Origin of the sequence: uncultured Olsenella sp., from assembly GCF_959602185.1 — a bacterium.
Lineage (GTDB): Bacteria > Actinomycetota > Coriobacteriia > Coriobacteriales > Atopobiaceae > Olsenella_I > Olsenella_I phocaeensis.
The window spans coordinates 1-20,213 of sequence record NZ_CAUGRZ010000011.1; the positions used below are offsets into that span (position 1 = coordinate 1).

The window sequence follows — 20,213 nt, forward strand, 5'->3', positions numbered from 1 at the left end:
GCGACCATCGCTACGCCTCGTTGAAATCCCTTTAACCCCGAGAGGGGACGGAAACGGTATCGATGCTCATGATTTCCCCTCTCTAATGTTGTCTGTTGAAATCCCTTTAACCCCGAGAGGGGACGGAAACGTGGATGCCCGCCGCGCACTCCTTGAAGCGTTCCTCGCGTTGAAATCCCTTTAACCCCGAGAGGGGACGGAAACCAAACACTCTGAGCGTGGTATCGTCTCCATTGACATAGTTGAAATCCCTTTAACCCCGAGAGGGGACGGAAACGCCACCGCCTCGCTCGGGTCGCGGTCGAGGTCGAATGCGTGTTGACCTAGGGAAACGAGTTCGAACGAGGGAGGGTAGGCATGTCCGCCATCTCGTACCTACGCGCCCAGGAAAGGTTGTGCCTCTCGCGTATAGAGGAGCTCACATGCGTTCTTGACAGCCTTTCGGATTTTCGCGCAGAGGTCGCACGCTCGTCCGACAGGTTTCGGGACCAGCTTGCGTACAAGGCAAACGTGGCCAGGCGCGCAGGTGGCATATCGGGTATGCGCACTGCGCGAAGGTACGCCGAACACACCGTGGGCTACCTGACGGGCGAGCTCGACCAAGTGATGTCTGCCGGGTTCTTTGAGGTGGACGCTCAGGCAAGCGTGGCAACGCTGCGGGCCGAGGCCGAACTGGACGAAGAGCGGGCGCGCCTCTCCTCCATACGAGCGGAGATTGCGAGCGAGCGGGCGCGGGAACGCGCAGAGGCCGCTCGTCGCGAGGCCGAGGGACGTCTTTGGCGAACGGGCCCGTACGCCTAGCCGTTTGGTGCGTGGCACTCATGCGAGGGAAGGAATTCCATGGACTTTAAGGTGTCCGACCACGAGCTTGCCTACGATGCCGGGCTCGCACGGGAGCACGTGGAAAAGCTCGTTGCGCTGGGCAGCGAGTCTGCCAAGCTGATTGACCTGCTTATTGCCACCGGAATCCGCTCCGAGCGCATTAGCGTGCCGCTTGAGGCCGACAAAGCCAAGATCGTCAGGGCCCTCTACGTGCTCGAGCAGGCGCTTGCCCCCATCATCGGGAAGACCAATGCATTCATCGAGGACCTTGACGCCGACGACGCCCAGTTCGATTGAGGTGCAGCCATGGGACAATCCGGTCAGATAACCATCGTTCCCGACAGTGTCGATGACATCGTCGCCATGCTTCGCTCCCTGGCTGACGATGCCGCCATGGTGACGGCTGCCGACTACTCCCTTACGCTGACGACGGGGTCGGGGGGACAGGCCCTTGAGGGCGTGGGGCGGGCCATAGGAGCCTGTGCCACAGCACTATCGGGCACCCTCTCGGCGCTCGCCGATGACATCGCTGCGGCTAAGGCGGACTTCCAGGGAGCCGACTTCGAGGCGGCGAGACGAAACGCGCGCATCGGCGAACCATCAGACGCGAGTCCTCTCGCCGCAGGGGGCGGCACCGGTGGGGGCTCCTCATGGTGAGGGGTGCCCACTCCCTGGTCGCAGAAATGGCCCTTGCGGCTCTGGTGGCGATTGGTTGCGCGGGCTGCATGCCAGGCACGCTGGGAAGCTCGCACACGACGCAGGAGGTAGCGAACATGAGCGAAGAGGTCACCGAACGTGACCGCGCGATGGCAAGACAGCTGGGCGCGCCCGATGAGGTGCTCTCATCCCTCGAGAGGGGCGCATGGCCTTCCGTCACCGCGCGGGAGAACGTCCGCTATGCCGAGGCCGTGGAAGACCACCTCTCCGATAGGTACGGCGAGACGTTCAGGGCAACCGAGGTGACACTTTCCCGCGGGGTGCTCGCCGAGGCCGACAGCGTGACCTGCACGGTGGATTCCGGCCCATTCGCAGGGGCGACGTGCAAGTGCACCTTCTTCCCGGGCGGTGCTCCCCAAGACGGTGGGCCGCAGTGGTCTGACACCTATCCATACGTGCGGCTACACGAGGAATACGAAGCGGCGGCAGAGGCGGCGGCATCGTCGGCCTTCGGAGACCTTCCCCAAGGCACGTGGCTATGTGATGCGGGCATGACCGAGAGGCCCTACCCGGAGGTGGAGAACGATGTCCACGACCAGGGTCAGAGTGTCTCCATCCCCCCTGATGCCAGCCTGTCCGTGATGGGCCCCTACCTTGACGGCCACGTGTGGGTGTACCTCTCGCCCGAATGCACCCTGAGCGAGAAGGACTACTCCGGACGCGTCTCGAGGATGGTGGAAGCCTTGAGGAGGACCGGCCTGGACATCCACTGGGAGGCCCACAAGGTGACCAAGCCCCTAGATGGGGCGAGCTTCGCCTGGGAATGGGCCGACGAGGCCGTGAGGTCCGGACAACACGCATGGCAGCAAACCGGTGACCTTCTGGGGGTGGGCTAGGCATGTCCCTGGGTGCCGACCAGCTAGCCCAGCTCAACACCCTCATCTACCAAGAGGGCATGTCGAACGCGTACAAGGCCCTTGGGACGTCCGACATGAGGGTCTTGCTCCAGTACATGAAGTCCCACGCCGGGAGAGCCAACCAGCATGATGGCTACATCAGCGACGAGCAGTACAGGGCCCTCATTGACCACGCGCTGAACGATCCCGAGATTGCCGGCCTGAGCGTGAAGGACCTTACCCAGCCTGGCACGAACGGCCAGACCAGCCGCAACCTGACCCTTGTGAACAGGCAGACGAACGACATGTACATCGTCTTCAAGGGGACCCAGGGTTCGACGGGGGAGTGGGGCGATAACTTCAAGGGCCTCTACGAGTACGACACCCCAAACCAGAGGGCCGCGAGCGCCTATGTCGACCAGATGGTGTGCGGTGGCGATTACCACGTCACTGTGACGGGTCACTCGAAGGGCGGCAACAAGGCCATGTACGTCGCAGTGACCAATCCCAACGTCGACGAGTGCTATTCCTTTGACGGGCAGGGGTTCAGTCGCAACTTCATGAACAAGTATGCCTCCCAGATTGCCGCGAGGAAGGCCCACATCCACGCCTATGACTACGAGGGCGATTTCGTGAGCGCCCTGCTCTGCTCCGTGGCGGGAGACACCCACTTTCTGGAGTCGGGGCAGGACCACGAGGGCTTTGGGTCCGCCCTCAACTGGCTCCTACGCGGTGACGCGAGCTTCCTCCCGAGAAACCATGCCCCCATGATGCTCTTCTCGAATTCCAAGGACTTCAGGCTGGACTCCTCTGGGAGGGCGAGCGGATATTGGAAGACGATCAACCACTTCACCCTATGGATCATGGACAACGTGCCCGCCGCGCAGCAGCGGCGGATTGCGGGGTTGATCGGTGCGTGCGCAGATGACCCGAGCCATGCCAGGGATTACATCCGACAGCATCCGGAGGAGCTCGGCATGCTTGTCGCTGCCATAGGAAAATATCCCCATGCCGAGGACCTCTTGAGCCAGCTGGCTGGCATCGGCCTGGCAGGCAAGGTCCTCGCGGCCCTGCTCCTCACCATCGTGAGGAGTGGCGCCAGACGCCCGTGGGCCATGGGGGTGCTGGCCCGTTTGCTGGGAGCCGACTCGGAGTGGGCCGGTCGCTTTGGGTCCGCCCTGAAGTCCACCGAGGGGGACATCGACTCTGGCGTACGGCGGACCGAGGTTGTTGCCGTGCGTCAGGAGGAGATCCGCGATTGGTCTGACGAGCGCATGCAGGAGCTTCTCGACATCGTTGCCCAGGTGGATGCCGAGCCATGGTGGGACATCACGCGCTGGGACATACGGTACCGCTTCGAGAACCTCGTGGGACGACTTGACGTGGAGCGCTATCGTAACGACATGGAGACGTACCTGCGCAAGCAAATCGACATGAACGACGTCTCCAGGGAAGTCATACTGGCCGCCTTCCGGGCCGCCGAGGAGCATCAGGCTCGGTATGCGGGCGAGATGGACGAGATTGCCAGCCAGGTTGCGAGGGCCACCTCGATGCTCGATGAGATTCGGGGTCGGCTCTCGGCATCCTAGTGCAGGCGCCCGTTCGTGACGGTTTTCCACGGCAGGGCCGGCCAATGGCGCAGCTCGCGCATCATTGGCGTGCAGGCCATTCCCCAAGTGCGCGCCGCTTTTCATTGACCTGCGAGTTTGTCGGCAGGCGCGCATTCTGCGCCTGGTTTGCGCGTCACCGCCTCGCCTTCCGGCGCGTCCGGAGGGCCGCATTGGCTACGTCCTTTAGCGTTCCTTTAGGGATCGCCCCCAGACTGGTTCTCGAAGACGAGAAGCCAGAACGGAAGGAGATCCCATGGCTGCATGTGTCCTGGAGACGCGCGGGTTGGTCAAGCGCTTCGGGCGTGGAGCGAACGCCCAGACGGCGGTCGACCACGTCTCGCTGCACGTCGAGGAGGGGAGGGTATACGGGCTCCTCGGTCCCAACGGGGCGGGGAAGTCGACCACCCTCAAGATGATCACGGGCATGCTGCGCCCGACGGAGGGCGAGATGCTCTTCGAGGGTCGCCCCTGGCGTCGCGACGACCTGTACCGCATAGGCTCGCTCGTGGAGCAGCCGCCCCTCTACCCCAACCTCACCGCCCGCGAGAACCTGCGCGTGCGCACCACGCTCCTCGGCCTGCCGGAGGGGCGCATCGACGAGGTCCTGAATACGGTTGACCTCACCGACACGGGCTCCAAGCGTGCGGACCGCTTCTCGCTGGGCATGCGGCAGCGCCTGGGAATCGCCCTCGCCCTGCTCGCGAGCCCCCGCCTGCTGATCCTGGACGAGCCCACCAACGGCCTCGACCCCCTGGGCATAGAGGACCTGCGCGGGCTGGTCAGGAGCTTCCCGGAGCGTGGCATCACGGTGCTGCTCTCCAGCCACATCCTGGGCGAGGTCCAGCACATGGCCGATTCCGTGGGCATCATCGTGGGCGGCAGGCTCGCCTACGAGGACGTGCTGCGCGAGGGAGAGGACCTGGAGAGGCTCTTCATGGACGTGTGCCTGGACGTGTGCCGGAAGGAGGGGTCCAGATGACCGCCACGTCGCGCCGCGGGGCGAGGAGGGACGAGGGTACCAAGAGTGCCAAGGGGACCGGGGCTGTGGGCGCCACGCTCGTCTCGGCGCTGCGCGCGGAGGCGCTGAAGTCGAGGCACGCCGCGCCCCTGCGGCTGGCGGTCGCCCTCGCCCTGCCCTTCCCGCTGCTTGCTGCCCTGGCGGTCCTGATCGTGCCGGGGGCGAGCATCTCCTACACGCCCTGGAACTACTGGTATGTGCTGCTGATGCCGGTCATGCTCTCGCTCGTCGCCGCCACGGTGGCCAACGCAGATGCCCGCATGGGAAACCGCGCCCTGCTCTCCGACGGCGTGCCGCTCGGACGCGCGTGGTGCGCCAAGGTCATCTGGTGCCTGGGCCTCTCGCTGCTCGCCAACCTGGTGGTGCTCGCCGTGTACGCGGCCCTCGCGATCGCGGCTCCCGAGGGGGCGGCGGGCATGGGGGCGATGCTGGCGGCGGCGCTCTCCCTCGTGGTCGCGAGCTCGTGGATGATCCCGGCAACGCTCCTGCTTACGATGCATGTGGGGATGCTTGCGGGCATCTTTGTCCCCCTGGCGGTCCAGCTGGCCTTGAGCTTCGGCTGGTCGGCTGTGCCGTTCTGGCCCGCCTGCCCACCCACGGCCACCATCGTGCTGCCTACGGCGTTTTTGCCCGTGCTGCCCAGCGGCGAGCCGGCGTCGGCCGGCATGGCGACGGTGGAGGCGGTCTCCCAGGGAGGCCATGTCGCGCTCGCGCTCGCCGTGGCCTGCGCGCTCACCGCCGCCCTGACGGCGGCGGGGGCGGTCTGGGTCTCTCGCTCGGAGGAGCTCAGATGAGGGCGCGCAAGGGCGGGTCGCGGGCTTCCGGCAGGGGCGCCGCGCCCAGGACGACCCTTCCGCGCGCCCTGCATGCGGAGGCCCTGCGGTTGCGCCGGTCGCCCCTCGTGCCCCTCCACCTCTCCTGTGCGCTTGCGGCGGGTCTCGCCTGCGGTGCGTACTTCGCCTATGCGCCCTGGGACCCGGCCATGGGGTCGGACGCCTTTGTGCAGCTGCTGGGGGCCCTGATGCCTCTCATGGCGGGCATCGTCTGTGGTCTGGACGCGGACGGCGAGGGGGAGGCCACGGGACTCTCGGCCCTGCTATCCGTCCCGTCGCGTCGGATTGCCCTGTCTGCGCGCCTCTGCGTCCTGTGGCTGATGGGGACGGCCGCCCTCGCCCTCTCGCTGGGCACCTTCGCCACCGTGCTGCACGTGGCGGGCAGGAGTCCGTTCGGGGCGGGCGTGTGGGTGCTTGCGCTTGCGGGCCTGTCCCTGGGCAGCATCCTGCTCTACCTGCTCCTCTACGCGGTTGCGCTGCGCTGGGGCCGCAACGTGGCCATCGCCGTGGGCGCGGCGGGGCTCATGCTCGCGTTCTTCTCGGTGGGCGGGCTCGCGCACGGCCTCATGACCGGGGAGCTCACCGCCGTCGGGACGAGCGCGTTCGGCCTGGTTCCCGCTTGCTGGTCCGCACGCCTGGGCTCCCTCGGCGTGGAGCTCTTCGTCTCTGGCGGGGCGGGTGCCGTCGCGGCCGTGCTGGCTCGCCTCGCGGGCGCGTGCGTCGTGGCGACTGCCCTGCTCGCGGTGGCCGTGCAGTGGTGGGTCTCGCGCTTCGAGCCCGCGCGCCGCGGGGAGTAGGGGGTGTTCGGCATGGTCGTAAGAACGTGGGGACGGGTCGTCGTGACCCTTGCGCTCGCAGCGGGAGCCATGCTCGTATGCGCCGCGATTCAGGAATGCTCTGGTGCCGGAACGGTGGCCAAGAGCACGGCCGACAGGCTGTTGCCCGTGCCGTCCCGCATGGTGTGGGCGCGCTGTCCGGCTCCGGGGGCCCACGTGGACTCATATCCGGACGCGTCCGGATCGAGCGTGAACTTCGTCTACGACGTGGAGGCGGCCGCAGAGGATGGCACGCATCTCATGGTGACCATCATCCTCTTCGGGCGCGAGGCGTCCGGACAGGGGTGGCTCAGGATCGAGGCGAAGGGGAGCTCGGGCGTCCGCTACGACGGCGTCGACGAGTCCGAGGTCCCGCAGACCGCGCGCGACGCCCTCGGTGCGGGGTGACGCGGGCCTGGGGGATGGCGTGCGGGCGCCCTCCTTGCCTATCATGGCGGTGACGGAACTGCGGTCCCCGGGGCCGGAGGGAGAGGACGGTGGGGTCCCATGGCGCGGATCCTGGCGATAGACGACGAGCGGGCAATCACGGACCTGCTCGCCCGTGCCCTCGCGCGCGACGGGCATGTGGTCGACGTCGAGAACGACCCAACATCCGTGCCCGGGCGTGACCTCTCGCGCTACGACCTCGTCCTCTGCGACGTGATGATGCCCGGGATGGACGGCTTCGAGCTGGTCGGACGCATCCGCGAGCTCGTGGACGCCCCCATAGTCTTCCTCACCGCCAGGGTGGCCGAGGAGGACGCCGTGCGTGGGCTCGCCCTGGGCGCAGACGACTACCTGCGCAAGCCGTTCGGGGTGGCCGAGCTGCGCGCCAAGGTGGCCGCCCACCTGAGGCGAGAGGGACGTACCCACACCCACGTCCTTGCCCTCGGCGACGTCCGCTTCGACCTCGGTGGTCGCGCGCTCTCCGTCGCCGGAAGGCCCGTGGCGCTCACGCCCACGGAATACGCCATCTGCGAGTTCCTCGCGCGACACGACGGGCAGGTTCTCTCGCGCGACCAGATTCGCGATGGGGCGTTTGGGTGGGCGTCGGACGCGGGGGACGACGCCGTGTCGATGCACGTGAGCAACGTGCGCGCCAAGCTCCATGCCGCGGGCGTGGACCCCATCGAGACGGTGCGGGGGATGGGGTACCGATGGTCCTCGTAGGTCCGTTGCCGCGGCGCACGCGGATCCCCCTCGCCCTGGTGATCTCGCGCTACTTCCTCTATGTGCTCGTGGCGGCGCTTCTCGCCCTGGGAATCCCACTGGGCGTCTTCGGCGGGCAGATGCAGTCCGGTACCGTCCTGGTGGCCAACTATGGCGAGACGCACCTGGACGAGGTCGCGTCCGTCCTTGCCAGCCAGCCCTCCTTCGATTCCTCCGGCATCCCGTCGGCATACCGCTATGCGCGCTTCGGTGCGGACGGCAGGCTGCTTGGGTCCGACATGGGTGGGCGCCAGCTCGATGAGGCACGGACCTTGGCCGCCGGGCGGGGAGGCGGGGACATCCGGCCCACGACGTCCGGCTCGTCCTTCTATGCTGTCGTCGACCTGCCGGACGGGGGCCGTTGCGTGCTCTGCTACGACATCGTCCCCCAGTGGGCCGACAAGGGCCTGCGAGACGCGTTGCCCAATCCTCAGGACCTGCTGATGTGGTCCATCCTGCTCCCATTGGTCGCGGCCGTCACCCTCATCGCCCTGCGTGCCGGCCGCGTGCTGACGCGCAAGATGGCCCCCCTGGTGCGGGCGGCGGAAGCGGTCGGCAGGCAGGACCTCGAAGCACCCGTGGGGAAGAGCGACGTTGCCGAGGTGGACGACGTCCTGCGCGCCATGGAGGAGATGCGCCTCTCGCTGAAGGGCTCGCTCGAGGCGCAGAGGGCGGCGGAGCGGCGGGCACGAGAGCAGGTCGCGGCGCTCGCCCACGACCTCAAGACGCCGCTCACGGTCGCGCTCGGCAACGCCGAGCTGCTGGCCGAGGACGTCGGGGAGGGGAGGCTCGGCGACGAGCAGGCCACCTGCGTTCGTGCCATACGCGACGCGATGCTTTCCATGGACGCCTTCGTGGGGAGGATCGTCGAGGCGTCCCGCGGGCATGCAGAGGTGCTGGACCTCGCGCCCGTGGACCCGGCCGCCCTGGCAGACGGTCTGGAGGGCGAGGTGGGGAGGCTCGTCTCCGCCCATGGCCTCAAGTTCGAGACGTCGCGGGAGCCGTCCTTCCGGGGCCTGTGCGACGCGGTCGCGAGGGGAGAGCTGCCGAAGCCGCGGTGGGACGGGGACGCCCTCGCGCGCGCTGTGCTCAACCTGGCTGGCAACGCCTGCGAGCACGCGGGGGGCGGCTGCGTGACGCTTGCGTTCTCTAGCGATTCGCAGCACCTTGCCATCGCCGTCGAGGACGACGGGGAGGGCTTCTCGCCCGACGTCCTGGCGCACGGGGCCGAGCGCTTCTGGCGCGGGGACGCGTCGCGCACCTCCGGGGCGGGTTCCCACTTCGGGCTCGGGCTCTCGATCGCTGCGGACGTCGCCTCCGCACACGGCGGCAGGCTCGAGCTCTCCAACCGCGAGGACAGCGGGGGAGCCGCCCTGGGGGCGCGTGCTGCCATCGTGCTTCCGCTCGCCTAGGTCTTGCGGGGCCATGCCACCGCCCCGTTCCGCCCGCTGGCTTTCGTGGAGAATGTTGACAAGTCAATAAGTTCCTTGCGTTTCTCGCCTGGCCTTCACTAGGATGCCCATGGCTGGCCATCGAGAGACGGGAGAAGGTCATGGGTAAGGCCAAGGGGGCGCCTCGGCGCCTGGAGAACCGCGACCTCGCGCGTGTGGCGACGTTCGCCGCGCTCATCGCCGTCGGGGGATGGACGTCCGTCCCCATGGGCCCCGTGCCCATCACGCTGCAGACCTTCGCGGTCATGCTCGCCGGCATCGTGCTCGGGCCCTGCCTCGCTCCGCTCTCGGTGGTCGTGCTCCTCCTCCTTGCCGCCATCGGCCTTCCGGTGCTGCACGGCGGGGCGGGCGGCCTCGCCCTGTTCATGGGACCGACCGTCGGCTACCTGGTCGGGTTCGTCGCCGGCTCCTGCGCGTGCGGCCTCACCGCCCAGTCGGGCGGGAGGGTCACGCCCGTCCGGACGTTCGTGGCCTGCCTCGTGGGCGGCGTCGCCGTCCCGTACCTGTTCGGCATACCCGGGACGGCGCTCGTGCTCGGGCAGGGCATACCTCAGACCGCGCTGTCCGCCCTCGTGTTCGTCCCCGGCGACCTCGTCAAGGCCGTGCTTGCCACCACGGTCGCCTGCGTGCTCTGGCGGGCGTACCCCGCCGCGTGGTCCGACTCCCTTGGCGCCTCGAGGGTCGCGCGGGACGGCGACGTTGGCTGACGTCGAGCTCGATGCCGTGGGGCTCGTCGTCGACGGGGCTACCATCCTCCGCGACGTGTCCCTCGAGGCAGACGTGACGACCCTGGCCGTGATAGGCCGGAACGGCTCGGGGAAGTCGACCCTGCTCCGCGTGATCGACGGCCTCGCCAGGGCGACCTCGGGGAGGGCCCGCGTGCTCGGGCTCGACGCCTGGGAGGAGCGGAGGCGCCTGCACGAGCGGGTGGGGTTCGTCTTCACCAACCCCGACGCCCAGATCGTCATGCCGACGGTGGCCGAGGACGTGGCCTTCTCCCTGGGCCCCCTCCACCTGGGTGCGAAGGAGGCCGGACGCCGCGTCGCCTCGACCCTCGAGTCCCTCGGCCTGGACCGCCTTGCCGACGTCCCGGCCCACAGCCTCTCCGGCGGACAGAAGCAGCTCCTCGCCATCGCCTCCGCCGTCGTGCGCGACCCCGAGCTCGTCCTTGCGGACGAGCCGACCACGATGCTCGACCTGCCCAATGCGCTGCGCATCGGCCGGCTGCTCCTCGGGGGGCTCCGCCGCCCGCTCGTGGTCGCGACGCACGACCTCGCGCTCGCCGCGGGCTGTGACGAGGCCGTCCTGATGGAGGGCGGCACCATCGTCGACCGGGGGCCCGCGCCCCGGGTGGTCGACGCCTATCGTGCGAGGTGGGAGTGATGGGGGCCTTGTACCGGGCGGGGGACGGGCCCCTCCACCGCCTCCCTGCGGGGGCGAAGCTCCTCGCCCTTCTCGCCTGCTCCGTGGTCGCCGCGACGTCCCCGGGCTGGGCGGCCATCCTGCTCCTCGTGGCCGTCGCCGCCGCGGGTCACCTCGCCTCGGGCTTCGGCATCGCCTCGCTCGCCCGGGACGCCTGGTCCATCAGGTGGCTCGTCGCGTTCACCGTGCTCGCCCAGGCGCCCTTCCAGGGGCCGGCACGGGTCGTGGCCGTCACCGGCAGGATCGTCTCTGTCGTCCTGCTCTGCGACCTGCTCGCGTACACGACGCGGGCGACCGACCTGCTCCGCACTCTCACGTCCGCGCTGGGCTTCCTGCGTCCCCTCGGCGTCGATTCCGCGCGCCTGGGACTGCTGATCATGCTGACCGCCTCGGCGATTCCGCTCGCTCGATCAACCTACGCGCAGGCGAGGGACGCCGTTGCGGCCCGGGGGCTCTCGGGGACGCGCGCCCTGGTCGCCGCAGCGGTGCCCTACCTCGTCATGTCGGTCAAGCGGGCGGACGAGCTCTCCGAGGCGCTCGACGCGAGGGGCGTCTGACCGCGAGGGGCGCCTGATGGCGAGAGGTGCCTGACGGCGAGGAGCGACGAATTCCGTCCAAAGGCGCCGCTCCCGTGAGCGCGGGCCTCTCCGCCCTCCACGCCCCGCGGATGGGCATCTCGCTACAGAGTGCCCCTGGTGAGCAGGTATTTCTCTGCCTCGTCGTACTCGCTGTCGGTCAGGCGACCCGCGTCGTGCAGCAGCTCGAGGGCCTGGTACCCCTCCTTGACGCCGACAACGCGCCCGGAGTGCGGGAGCACCTGCATCACGACGGGCTGCGTGTAGTAGTCGGTCTCGCTGGGGTTCGAGATCGAGTAGGTGTAGCTCCCGCCGTCCTCGCCCGTCGCGTGCACCGCATAGAGGGGCTCGGTGTCCGTCGCCCGCAAGAGGGCGCTCTTCACCTCGTACGACCTGATCACGACGACCGAGGGGCGAAGGGCGTAGGGGACGTCGAGGACGCGGGGCACGACGAAGCCGACGAGGATGACCAGGCCGAAGAGGATGCTCCCGGCGGTGCGGAAGGCGGGCCGAAGACCCACGGGAATACTTTGGAGCCAACCTCCCATCATCGACAGCAGCCCCATGTTCCGCGCCTTCTGGCCGATCGTGGGAGTGCCCTCGGGAACGTTTCCGGAATCGCCCTCGGAGACGTCGCCAGCGTCCCTCTCGCCTGGCCCTGGCTTCGCGTTGAGCGCTGGAACCAGCTTATGCGCGGCCCTCAGGTACGCGAAGGGGCCCACGGCGACGACGGCCCAGAACGGGAGCGAGAAGAAGTAGAGGTTGGTCGAGCCGCCGTTGAGCGCCATCCCGGCGAGGTTCGTGACGAACATCGAGAGGAGGACGACCAGGTAGGCGATGACCAGGATGATGGCGACTGTCCTCCGGCGCCTCCCCGCCTGCGCCGCGCGCTCCTCTCTCGTGAGCGGCTTGGTGGGGGAGGGTGGCGCTGCGGGGGAGTGCGCCCTCCTTTTTGCCGCCTCTTCCAGGCTGCGGTCGCGCGCGGGTGCCGTGGGGTCGGGCACCAGGCGGTCGACCAGCGTCTCGAAGCGTTCGTTCAGCCACACGATGAGCCAGATGAAGAAGGCGATGTCGAGAAAGAAGTACAGGCCCAGCAGCCAGCCCAGGGGTCCGTCGAGGACCTCGTCGTTGATGAAGTCGTAGAGGGGCCAGCCGGGCTCTATGGAGGCAATCACGGGCACGGCGATGACTGCCATGAAGGCGACGATGCCTATGACGATCGAGAGGACCGTCGCGACGTTCCCCAGCCTGTTGCGCCTGCGTTGGACCTGGCTTGCGGGCCTCTCCGTGTCGTTCGCTTCGCTCATGCGCCGAGCTCCCCTGTCGCGCCTGGCGCAACGACGTGCGCCATTCCGATGAGTCCGTGGGGCAGTCTAGCCTTGATGGCGGACGTCGGCCAGCGCATTTCACGCTCTTGTTCCATTGCGCTGGCGCGCCTGTGGACCTTGGCGGAATGGTGGGTTTGGCGGCCCGCGGCCGCCCCACGCCTCGAGGGGCGCGAGTCGCGCGTGGTAGACTGGGCTGCACGGCTCGCGGCCGGGGTCTCCCGGCGGGCCGGTCCGCTCTTCCAGCACGCAGGCGCCCACGGCGTCCCGCATGACGGGGGTCGCAATGATCAAGCTTGCTCTTTCGGACATGGACAACACGCTGATTCCCTTTGGGCAGGACCGCGTCTCTGACTCGGTCTTCGAGGCGGTGTCCCTCGTGCGCGAGGCAGGCCTGCGCTTCGGTCCCGCCACGGGCCGTGACGAGCAGGAGCTCAGGCGCTTCTTCGGCGGCGACGAGTCCTGCTTCGAGACGGGCATCCTCTCCAACGGCAAGAAGGTCAAGCTCGACGGCGAGCTCGTCGCCGTGCACTACATGGACAAGGAGGCGCTCCAGCGGCTTGCCGACGCCTTCTTCGCCGTGCCGGGCGTCTTCCTCTGCGCGTATCCCGCCAAGACCGACCACAGCAACCCCGTCTACGTCCTCGGCGCGCGCACGGCAGAGATGGCGGCGTACGAGAGTCGTCTGCGCTTCAACGGCATCCTCTGCGAGCAGCTGCCCGACATCGACTTCATCGCCTCCGCGATCGCCTGCGACGGCCCGGACGAGAACATGGGCTACGTTCGTCGCATCGCCGCGCGGCTCGCGCCCGAGTTCGACATCGTGGCACCCATCACCCACTGGTTCGACGTGCTTCCCAAGGGCGTCAGCAAGGCATCCGGCCTGGACGAGCTCATCGCGGCCATGGGCATCTCGGACGACGAGGTCGCCTTCTTCGGTGATGGCGAGAACGACGTCAAGATGATGGAGCGCGTTCCCAACTCCGTTGCGGTGGCAAACGCCATGCCGGTGGCTGCCGAGACGGCACGCTGGCATGTCGGGGCCTGCCTGGACGACGGCGTTCCCGAGGCGCTGCGCGAGCTCGCGCAGGTGGCGGGCACGGACGAGCCTGCGAGCTTCATGCGCGCGTAGGGCGCGCGCCGCGGGCGCGAGGGGTGTCTGGCGCGTGCGGCTATGTCGCGAGGGCGTCCAGCGCGTTTCTCTCCGCCGCCAGAGCGTCCAACGCGTGCAGATTTATCACGAGACGTCCAACGCGTTTCTCTGAAAACGCTGACCTGCGCAAACGTCACATCGCCAGACGCGTTGGACGTAGTGGAGAGAAAGTCGCGCGCGTTGGGCGTTGTGGGGAGAAATTCGCACGCGTCAGGCGTGTTGAAGAGAGGCTCAGACGCGCTGGACGTCCTGACGAGACAACCAGACGCGTCGGACGTGCTCGGCTTCAGCTGGTGCGCTCCAGAAGACGCGTCGGACGTGCTCGGCGCTATCCGCGCAGTCCCAGCTTCTCCCTCAGCTTGACCGAGATGCTCGCCCGCCGGGCGCTGCCGTTGCGCGCAGCTTGGATCGCGCTCCAGTGGGCGACGAACATGAGCGCGCAGAGCACGAGCGTAAAGGCCACGAGCAGGGGAGAGGAGGCTCCCGTCGCGGCGAGGACGACCGACCCCACGAGGTAGGCGAGGGTGATCGTTACGGCGCCATAGCAGAGGTAGCCTGAGGCGACGACGGTGGCGAGGCCGATGAGGCAGCTCGCGATCCCGAGGGCGGGAGCGGCGAGGATGATTGCCGAGCAGGTGGTGGTCACGCCCTTTCCGCCACGGAACCGATGCCAGGCGGAGAAGTTGTGGCCAAGGGTGGTCGCGAGGGCGGCGGCGTTGCCAGCGAGCTCGGCGCTGCCGGGGAAGAGTGTGCGGCAGAGGACCCAGGCGGCGACCACCTTGAGGATGTCTCCGGCGAGGACGACAAGGGCCGCACCTTTGCCCAGCTCATGACCTATGTTTGCCATTCCTGGGTTCCCCACGCCGGTCTGGAAGGCGCTCTTGTGCGTGAGGACCCGCGCGACGACGTCCGCCGTGAGGAAGTTGCCGAAGGCATAGCCTACGAGCAGGGATGCAAGGGCAGAGGCGAGGGGTGTGGTGTCCATGTAAGACCTCTCTTGTGAGCAAATCCGCGTGAAATTGCATAGAGCGGACGAATCGTGGCGCAATTGTGAAGGGATATGTTGGAAGTCACGATGGAGCTTGACCGTCTGCCTTCGGGTCCCTATATTATCTCTTTGCGCACAGGTTGCGCCCAGACATTGCGGGGTGGAGCAGTCTGGTAGCTCGCCGGGCTCATAACCCGGAGGTCGTAGGTTCAAATCCTGCCCCCGCGACCAAAACTACAACCCCGACCTGCGAAGGCAGGTCGGGGTTTCTTTTAACCGATATTTTGCCGACGAATCGATTCGAGCATTACCATTTTTTTTCGCCCGAAAACGAGCGTTGCCTGCGCCCGCGGCCCTGCCGGTAGGTGATGACCGCAGTGAGCCACGTGCCCTTGTCGACGCGGCCCCGCAGCTCCGTGCCGCATCATCCCCGTTAGCTCAGCCGGTACCTTCTCTTCGGGCTGTTCTTGGTCCCGATGGGCTCCAGCAGTCCCTCGTCTAAGAGCGCTTTGATGTAGCGCAGCGCAGTCTTCGTCGACGTGCCAGAGGCCTTGGCGACCTCGAAGGTGCTCGCGCTCTCGTGCTCCGAGAAGTATGCGAGCACCGCTTCCTCCATGTTGCCCTTGGAGTATCCCGCGCCCTCGGCCTCGGTCATCCTCCTGTGTCTGAAGGTGATGTCGAACCCGTCGAGCGTGCTGCGCACGATCGGCCTTTCCATGAGTGCGTCGGCGAGCTCCCGGTTGATCGTGGGGATGCCGGAGCCCCGGTTCTCCACGACGCGACCCGTGCTGCCGTCGTAGTCGGTGTAGGGGACGTCCTCCAGGATGCGGGCCAGGAACTGGTTCCTCGACGCGGTGCCGCCCCTCTCGCCCAGCCTGTCCACCGTGAGCGACCCGAAGAGGCCGCCTGGGTTGGATACCTCCAGCCGGTCGGGGTACATGTCCACGAGGACCGGCGTGCCCTGCCCGTCGACGGAGTAGTCGCGGTGCATGAGGGCGTTCGCTACCGCCTCGCGCACGGCGGGAAGGGGGTAGTCCGGCACGTTCTCGCGCAGGGCCCCTCTTACGATTGCCCCGTGCTTCATGTTCCGCGACACGGCGCGCACGGTCTCCACCACCATCTGCGGGATGGGGCCGTCGACGTTGGCCGAGTCCACGAAGCGCCTGCCCGCCTCGTCCAGCTCGCCCTTGCGGGGGCCGGGGTATCTGGTGAACACCACGTCCAGACGCGGGAAGAACTTCTGCGGGTACTTGCCGAGGGCCATGATTCCCGCGAGCGTGGGGCGGAGGACGCCATGCCCGTCCACGGCGGCGACGCGGCGGTTGGCCATCAGCTCCTCGTCGCCCACCGCCCTCGACCGGTCGAGCGTCGTGGCGCGCGCATGGGAGAGCCATCCCTCCAGCAGGTCCTCGTCGAGGTCGGAGAGGGTCGCGTCAGGAACCGGCTCGGCGTCGTTGCGCGCGGTGCGGTGCTGGTTCTCGATGAAGCGGTCGATCTCGTAGAGCGACATCCTATGGTCCCCATCGCCCGTCCGGACGAAGGACCCGCCCATCTGCCCGAGTTTCCTCACGAAGCAGGGCTTCTCGCGCACCGGGGCCTCCCGCACGTTGGCCACCACCACGGGACGGCCTTCGAGCTGCAGGACAAGGAGGTCGACGGCCTGCGGGGGCTCGACGAGCTCGCGGGCCGCCTGCGCGAGCTTCGACTGAAGCGTCTTCGTATCGGAGTCCGGGACCGGAGAGAAGCCGTCCTTCTCGGACACGCCGAGCACGATGGTCCCGCCGTAGGTGTTCGCGAACGCCGATATCGTATCGGGGATGCTCTTGGGGAACCCGCCCGCGGCGGACTTGACCTCGTACTCGGCCAAGTCTGTGCCGGCCTTCCTCATGCGGTCCATCGCGGCGGCAAGGTCTTCGTCGCTGGCTATGTACATGGGCCCTCCTTCGACGAACTTGGGAACTTGGGAAGGGAAGACTTCCTAAGTTCCGAAGTAAAGTTCCTAAGTAGATTGCATTATATCCCGAGAAAGGCGCAGCAGGCGGCCTTGTTGCAGGGCGAAAGCGCGTTTTCGTTGGCCGTTCATTGGCTCGAAACTTGGGAACTTGGGAAGCGCGGTCTTCCTAAGTTCCCAAGTAGCTTCCCGAGTTCCGCCTGTCCACGCCGGTGTGTCTCTGGTTTGCGCGAGCGTTATTGCGAGACGTCCGCGGACGCCCGTGGGAACTCCGGGCCGATAGTAAAATCCAGGAACACCTTCTCGCGGCCTGCCGCAATGCGCTGATTCCCCTGAGAGCGCCGACGGCGCCGCGCGGACCAGATGGCCGCCCATGACGAGGTTGCGTACACCGTCCTCGCGCACGGGTGGGGAAGAGGTCGCGTCCCACGCCGACATCGACGACGAAGGCCAGACCGTGAAACTGGTCTCACCCCCGACCAGGGAGACGGCCGGCTCCAACGGCGAGCGCCCTGGCCTGCTGCAAGGCTAGCGGCGCCGCCTCGCAGGCCGAGGAGAGGATGGACCCGGAAAATCATAACCGATGAGGTTGAGCTCTGGTCGTTAGATGGTCAGCAGCGCCGCTACGAGGACAAGGTGCAGGAGCGCTCCTCGATAGGGGACGTGGACCCCGAGGTGATGGCCCGCTACAAGGCCGAGCTCGGCACGGAGGCGAGCGACGAGCAGGTCCTCCGGAGCCGCGGCTTCCTCCAGGACGGCCACCTCACCAACGCGGGAGTCCTCCTCTTCTCGGAGAGCCCCGCCAGATTCATGCCGTGGGCGCGGGTGTGCGTCATCCGCCTCGACGGCAGCAAGATGGAGACGGGGCGCAGGCTCAACATAGTCAAGGACAGGACCTTCGACGGGCCGCTCCCCAAGACCATCGATGGCGCGAAGGAGTTCATCTCGAGCCAGCTGAGGGAGTTCCAGTACCTCGGGGACGACGGCAGGTTCAAGGTCATACCGGAGTACCCGGAGTTCGCCTGGTTCGAGGGACTCGTTAACGCGGTCACACACCGCGACTACGCGATGAGCGGCGACCACATCCGCGTGATGATGTACGACGACCGCCTCGAGATAACGAGTCCGGGCAAGCTCCCCAACATCGTGACGCTCGAGAACATGAAGTACACCCGCTGGTCGCGCAACCCTACGATCGCGCGCACCCTGGTCGAGTTCGGCTGGGTCAGGGAGCTCAACGAGGGCGTGCAGCGCATATACGACGAGATGGCGAGCTTCTTCCTGAGGGAGCCCACCTTCTCGGAGCCGAACGGCGCCTCGGTGAGGCTCACGCTCGAGAACAGCGCGACCTCGCGCGTCCTGCGCCGGGGCGACACGATCGCGAGTGACATCGGCGAGGACGCGCTTGGCGCCCTGGGCGAGTACGAGCTCGCCGCCCTCCAGTACGTGTACGGGAGGGGGCGGGTGACCGCCAGAGAGCTCACCGACCACCTCGGCCGCAGCGTAAAGGTCTCGCGACCAGCCCTCAAGTCCCTGGTAAAGAAGGGGATTCTGGACTGGCACGGCAACAGCGCCCACGACCCGTCGCAGTACTATTCCCTGCATGGGTCCAAGTAGGTCCAAGTAGGTTCGAGTAAAGCCGGCCCGTCCGAGGGCCTCACAGGTAAAGGGGCCCGTGGAGGTCGAACCTCGGGTCCAAGTAGGTTCGAGTAGGTTCGAGTAAAGCCGGCCCGTCCGAGGGCCTCACAGGTAAAGGGGCCCGTGGAGGTCGAACCTCGGGTTCGAGTAGGCTCTAGCGGCGCGGCTACATCCAGCGCAGCGCGATGCGCGCGACGGCCTTCAGCAACCGCAGTAGTGCCCTAAGCGCCCTCATGGCCGGCCTCCCTCCGCTTGGCCTCGGCGAGCATGGCCTCTAGCTGTCCCACGGTGAACGTGAGGCCCTCCGACTCGGCGGCTGGCTGTGCGACCTGCGGCTCCCAGAGCGCCGGCGAGCTCATGTCCAGGTCGAAGCTCTCGTCCACCTTGCCCACGGCGGCCCTCTTTGCCTCCGGGTCCACGTCCGCGTAGATGTCGAGCGTCATGTTCACGCTCGCGTGCCCCAGGTAGCTCGCCACGGTGCGCACGTCGCAGCCGTTCCCGATCATCATGGTGGCGAAGATGTGCCGAAGGTCGTGGAACGTGCAGTCGAAGCCGTTCATCTTGCAGAACGCCGAGAAAGTCCTTCCCCAGCTGCGTGGGGTTGTAGGGCCTGCTCTCGGGCTCCTGCGTCCCCAGTACGAAGGGGTCGCCGGCGGGGACTCCCATCTTGGCCAGCACGCGCCGGGAGTCGGCGCGCTTGGCCCTGAGGGTCGCCGCCGTGTGCGCCGTGAGCGGTATGGTGCGCGCGGAGCTTCCGGTCTTGGGTTCCTTCAGGTAGAAGCCGCCCTCGCCGTTGCCCAGCGCGTGGGAGACGGTCACGGTGCCGTCGCCCCCCACGTCGCTCCAGCGCAGCGCGCACACCTCGCCACGCCTCATGCCGGTGGTGAGCGCGAGCTCTATGGCCAGGCCCAGCGGGCTCGTGGCCTCGGCCGCGACGGCGAGCCTCAGCATGCGCGTGCGCGCGGCGCGATCGAGCGCGTTTATGGGCGTCTTCACCCACTTGGGCGGCTTGCAGAACTCGCAGACGTTCTTGCGCACCAGGTCCTGCGACATCGCCCACTTGAGCGCCTGCTTCAGCAGGCGGAAGGGCTTGGCCACCGACTTCGGCGCATAGCCGTCGGCGGTCATGCGGGCCATCCAGCCGTTGACGTCGGCCACGGTGAGCGCCGAGAGTCTCACATCGCTCAGGTAGTGGCAGATCTGCTTTGTCTCGGCGCGGTAGCTGCGTACCGTGGAGGGCTCTATCGTCTTGGAGCCCTCCTTGTAGCGCAGGAACGCGTCCATGAAGTCGCGAACGCACACGTTGGACGTCGCGGTGCCGCCCTCCAGCTCGAGCTGCACTATGCTATGAGTTCGTCGCGCGCCTTCTCGGCTGCCTGCCTCGTCCTGCCCCTCGCGATGCAGTAGAGCCTCTCGGGCTCCCCGGTTATCGGGTTCCTGCGGGAGAGCGTCACCTCCCACTGGTCGGTGTCGCCGCGCCTCCTCAGCCCCCTGCTCGCGTACTCCATCGGTCCTCCAAACGTCCGTTTTCCACAGCCATTTGTTAACCGACATTCTCACCGACATCAGAACCAACAAATGACCGACAAACGGATGTCGGAAGGACAGGAAACCCAGAGCGCACAGAACGTGGAGAATGGGAAAACCACAGTTCAGGTACCGTTCGCTGCAATTCTGGAATCGCTGGAACTGGTATGAAACGCCCTCTAGGTCGCTCATAACCCGGAGGTCACAGGTTCAAATTCTGCCACCGCGACTATAAAACTGGAGGTCAGCGGCGAAAACCCCTGGCCTTTCTTTTAATGCGAGAGAAGCGTTGTCAAGCGGCCTGCCGTCACTTCCAGCCAGGC

General features: G+C 67.3%; 20 protein-coding genes, 1 tRNA gene, 2 pseudogenes and 1 CRISPR repeat array. Of the genes and pseudogenes, 17 read left to right on the forward strand and 6 right to left on the reverse strand.

Annotated elements, in window-relative coordinates; genetic code table 11:
* Positions 1-19: 19 nt before the first annotated feature.
* Positions 20-278: a CRISPR direct-repeat array (repeat unit 37 nt; unit sequence GTTGAAATCCCTTTAACCCCGAGAGGGGACGGAAACG).
* A gap of 79 nt (positions 279-357) precedes the next feature.
* The 14 genes from Q5923_RS07880 to Q5923_RS07945 all read left to right on the forward strand — a co-directional run bounded on the left by Q5923_RS07880 (position 358) and on the right by Q5923_RS07945 (position 11,290).
* A complete protein-coding gene (locus tag Q5923_RS07880) occupies positions 358-801 on the forward strand; it encodes a hypothetical protein (protein WP_303133299.1) in 444 nt (147 codons plus the stop codon).
* A gap of 39 nt (positions 802-840) precedes the next feature.
* On the forward strand, positions 841-1,119 hold the full coding sequence (locus tag Q5923_RS07885; protein ID WP_303133300.1) for a hypothetical protein: 279 nt from the start codon (positions 841-843) through the stop codon (positions 1,117-1,119).
* A gap of 9 nt (positions 1,120-1,128) precedes the next feature.
* Positions 1,129-1,479 carry a hypothetical protein gene (locus Q5923_RS07890; RefSeq protein WP_009278831.1) on the forward strand — a complete coding sequence of 117 codons (351 nt, stop codon included), beginning with the start codon at positions 1,129-1,131 and terminating at the stop codon, positions 1,477-1,479.
* A 116-nt stretch (positions 1,480-1,595) separates the two neighbouring features.
* Entirely contained in the window at positions 1,596-2,375 is a 780-nt protein-coding gene (locus Q5923_RS07895) for a hypothetical protein (protein ID WP_303133303.1), read from the forward strand.
* A gap of 2 nt (positions 2,376-2,377) precedes the next feature.
* A complete protein-coding gene (locus Q5923_RS07900; protein ID WP_303133305.1) occupies positions 2,378-3,964 on the forward strand; it encodes an Mbeg1-like protein in 1,587 nt (528 codons plus the stop codon).
* 274 nt (positions 3,965-4,238) lie between these two features.
* Positions 4,239-4,964 carry a lantibiotic protection ABC transporter ATP-binding protein gene (locus tag Q5923_RS07905; protein WP_303133307.1) on the forward strand — a complete coding sequence of 242 codons (726 nt, stop codon included), beginning with the start codon at positions 4,239-4,241 and terminating at the stop codon, positions 4,962-4,964.
* Positions 4,961-5,797 carry a bacteriocin ABC transporter permease gene (locus Q5923_RS07910; protein ID WP_303133309.1) on the forward strand — a complete coding sequence of 279 codons (837 nt, stop codon included), beginning with the start codon at positions 4,961-4,963 and terminating at the stop codon, positions 5,795-5,797. Before Q5923_RS07905 ends, Q5923_RS07910 begins: the two co-directional genes overlap by 4 nt.
* Complete coding sequence (locus Q5923_RS07915) at positions 5,794-6,633, forward strand: ABC transporter permease (protein ID WP_303133311.1); 840 nt, start codon at positions 5,794-5,796, stop codon at positions 6,631-6,633. Before Q5923_RS07910 ends, Q5923_RS07915 begins: the two co-directional genes overlap by 4 nt.
* Positions 6,634-6,645: 12 nt before the next feature.
* Positions 6,646-7,059, forward strand: a complete 414-nt coding sequence (locus Q5923_RS07920) for a hypothetical protein (RefSeq protein ID WP_303133313.1) — start codon at positions 6,646-6,648, stop codon at positions 7,057-7,059.
* 99 nt (positions 7,060-7,158) lie between these two features.
* Positions 7,159-7,821, forward strand: a complete 663-nt coding sequence (locus tag Q5923_RS07925) for a response regulator transcription factor (RefSeq protein ID WP_303133315.1) — start codon at positions 7,159-7,161, stop codon at positions 7,819-7,821.
* Complete coding sequence (locus Q5923_RS07930) at positions 7,809-9,272, forward strand: HAMP domain-containing sensor histidine kinase (protein WP_303133317.1); 1,464 nt, start codon at positions 7,809-7,811, stop codon at positions 9,270-9,272. Before Q5923_RS07925 ends, Q5923_RS07930 begins: the two co-directional genes overlap by 13 nt.
* Positions 9,273-9,412: 140 nt before the next feature.
* Positions 9,413-10,018 (forward strand): biotin transporter BioY, encoded by a 606-nt coding sequence (locus Q5923_RS07935; RefSeq protein ID WP_303133319.1) that lies wholly within the window; start codon positions 9,413-9,415, stop codon positions 10,016-10,018.
* Positions 10,011-10,694 (forward strand): energy-coupling factor ABC transporter ATP-binding protein, encoded by a 684-nt coding sequence (locus tag Q5923_RS07940; protein WP_009278841.1) that lies wholly within the window; start codon positions 10,011-10,013, stop codon positions 10,692-10,694. The genes Q5923_RS07935 and Q5923_RS07940 overlap by 8 nt, the downstream gene beginning before the upstream one ends.
* On the forward strand, positions 10,694-11,290 hold the full coding sequence (locus Q5923_RS07945) for an energy-coupling factor transporter transmembrane component T (protein WP_303133321.1): 597 nt from the start codon (positions 10,694-10,696) through the stop codon (positions 11,288-11,290). Before Q5923_RS07940 ends, Q5923_RS07945 begins: the two co-directional genes overlap by 1 nt.
* Before the next feature lie 122 nt (positions 11,291-11,412).
* Here the strand turns inward: Q5923_RS07945 and Q5923_RS07950 are convergent, their stop codons facing one another.
* Complete coding sequence (locus tag Q5923_RS07950; protein ID WP_303133323.1) at positions 11,413-12,615, reverse strand: hypothetical protein; 1,203 nt, start codon at positions 12,613-12,615, stop codon at positions 11,413-11,415.
* A gap of 304 nt (positions 12,616-12,919) precedes the next feature.
* Here Q5923_RS07950 and Q5923_RS07955 point away from each other — a divergent pair, with 304 nt between their 5' ends.
* A complete protein-coding gene (locus Q5923_RS07955; RefSeq protein WP_009278844.1) occupies positions 12,920-13,765 on the forward strand; it encodes an HAD family hydrolase in 846 nt (281 codons plus the stop codon).
* Between the two features lie 349 nt (positions 13,766-14,114).
* Here the strand turns inward: Q5923_RS07955 and Q5923_RS07960 are convergent, their stop codons facing one another.
* Positions 14,115-14,771 (reverse strand): glycerol-3-phosphate acyltransferase, encoded by a 657-nt coding sequence (locus tag Q5923_RS07960; protein WP_009278845.1) that lies wholly within the window; start codon positions 14,769-14,771, stop codon positions 14,115-14,117.
* Between the two features lie 157 nt (positions 14,772-14,928).
* On the opposite strand from Q5923_RS07960, the gene Q5923_RS07965 reads away from it, so the two are divergent.
* Positions 14,929-15,005: transfer RNA gene (locus Q5923_RS07965), tRNA-Met, on the forward strand.
* A 202-nt stretch (positions 15,006-15,207) separates the two neighbouring features.
* On the opposite strand, the gene Q5923_RS07970 is transcribed toward Q5923_RS07965, so the two are convergent.
* Positions 15,208-16,707 (reverse strand): ATP-binding protein, encoded by a 1,500-nt coding sequence (locus Q5923_RS07970; protein WP_009278846.1) that lies wholly within the window; start codon positions 16,705-16,707, stop codon positions 15,208-15,210.
* Between the two features lie 654 nt (positions 16,708-17,361).
* On the opposite strand from Q5923_RS07970, the gene Q5923_RS07975 reads away from it, so the two are divergent.
* Positions 17,362-18,342, forward strand: coding sequence for an ATP-binding protein (locus tag Q5923_RS07975; protein ID WP_009278847.1), 981 nt, complete (start codon positions 17,362-17,364; stop codon positions 18,340-18,342).
* Between the two features lie 242 nt (positions 18,343-18,584).
* Here the strand turns inward: Q5923_RS07975 and Q5923_RS07980 are convergent.
* From Q5923_RS07980 to Q5923_RS07985, 3 genes and pseudogenes are all read right to left on the reverse strand, one after another.
* Positions 18,585-18,968 (reverse strand): annotated as a pseudogene (locus Q5923_RS07980) (tyrosine-type recombinase/integrase); the annotation flags it as partial.
* A gap of 109 nt (positions 18,969-19,077) precedes the next feature.
* A pseudogene (locus tag Q5923_RS09575) lies at positions 19,078-19,647 on the reverse strand (tyrosine-type recombinase/integrase); the annotation flags it as partial.
* A 56-nt stretch (positions 19,648-19,703) separates the two neighbouring features.
* The gene (locus tag Q5923_RS07985; protein ID WP_303133327.1) at positions 19,704-19,871 is read right to left on the reverse strand and encodes a hypothetical protein; all 168 of its coding nucleotides are present in this window, start codon (positions 19,869-19,871) and stop codon (positions 19,704-19,706) included.
* Between the last annotated feature and the right edge of the window lie 342 nt (positions 19,872-20,213).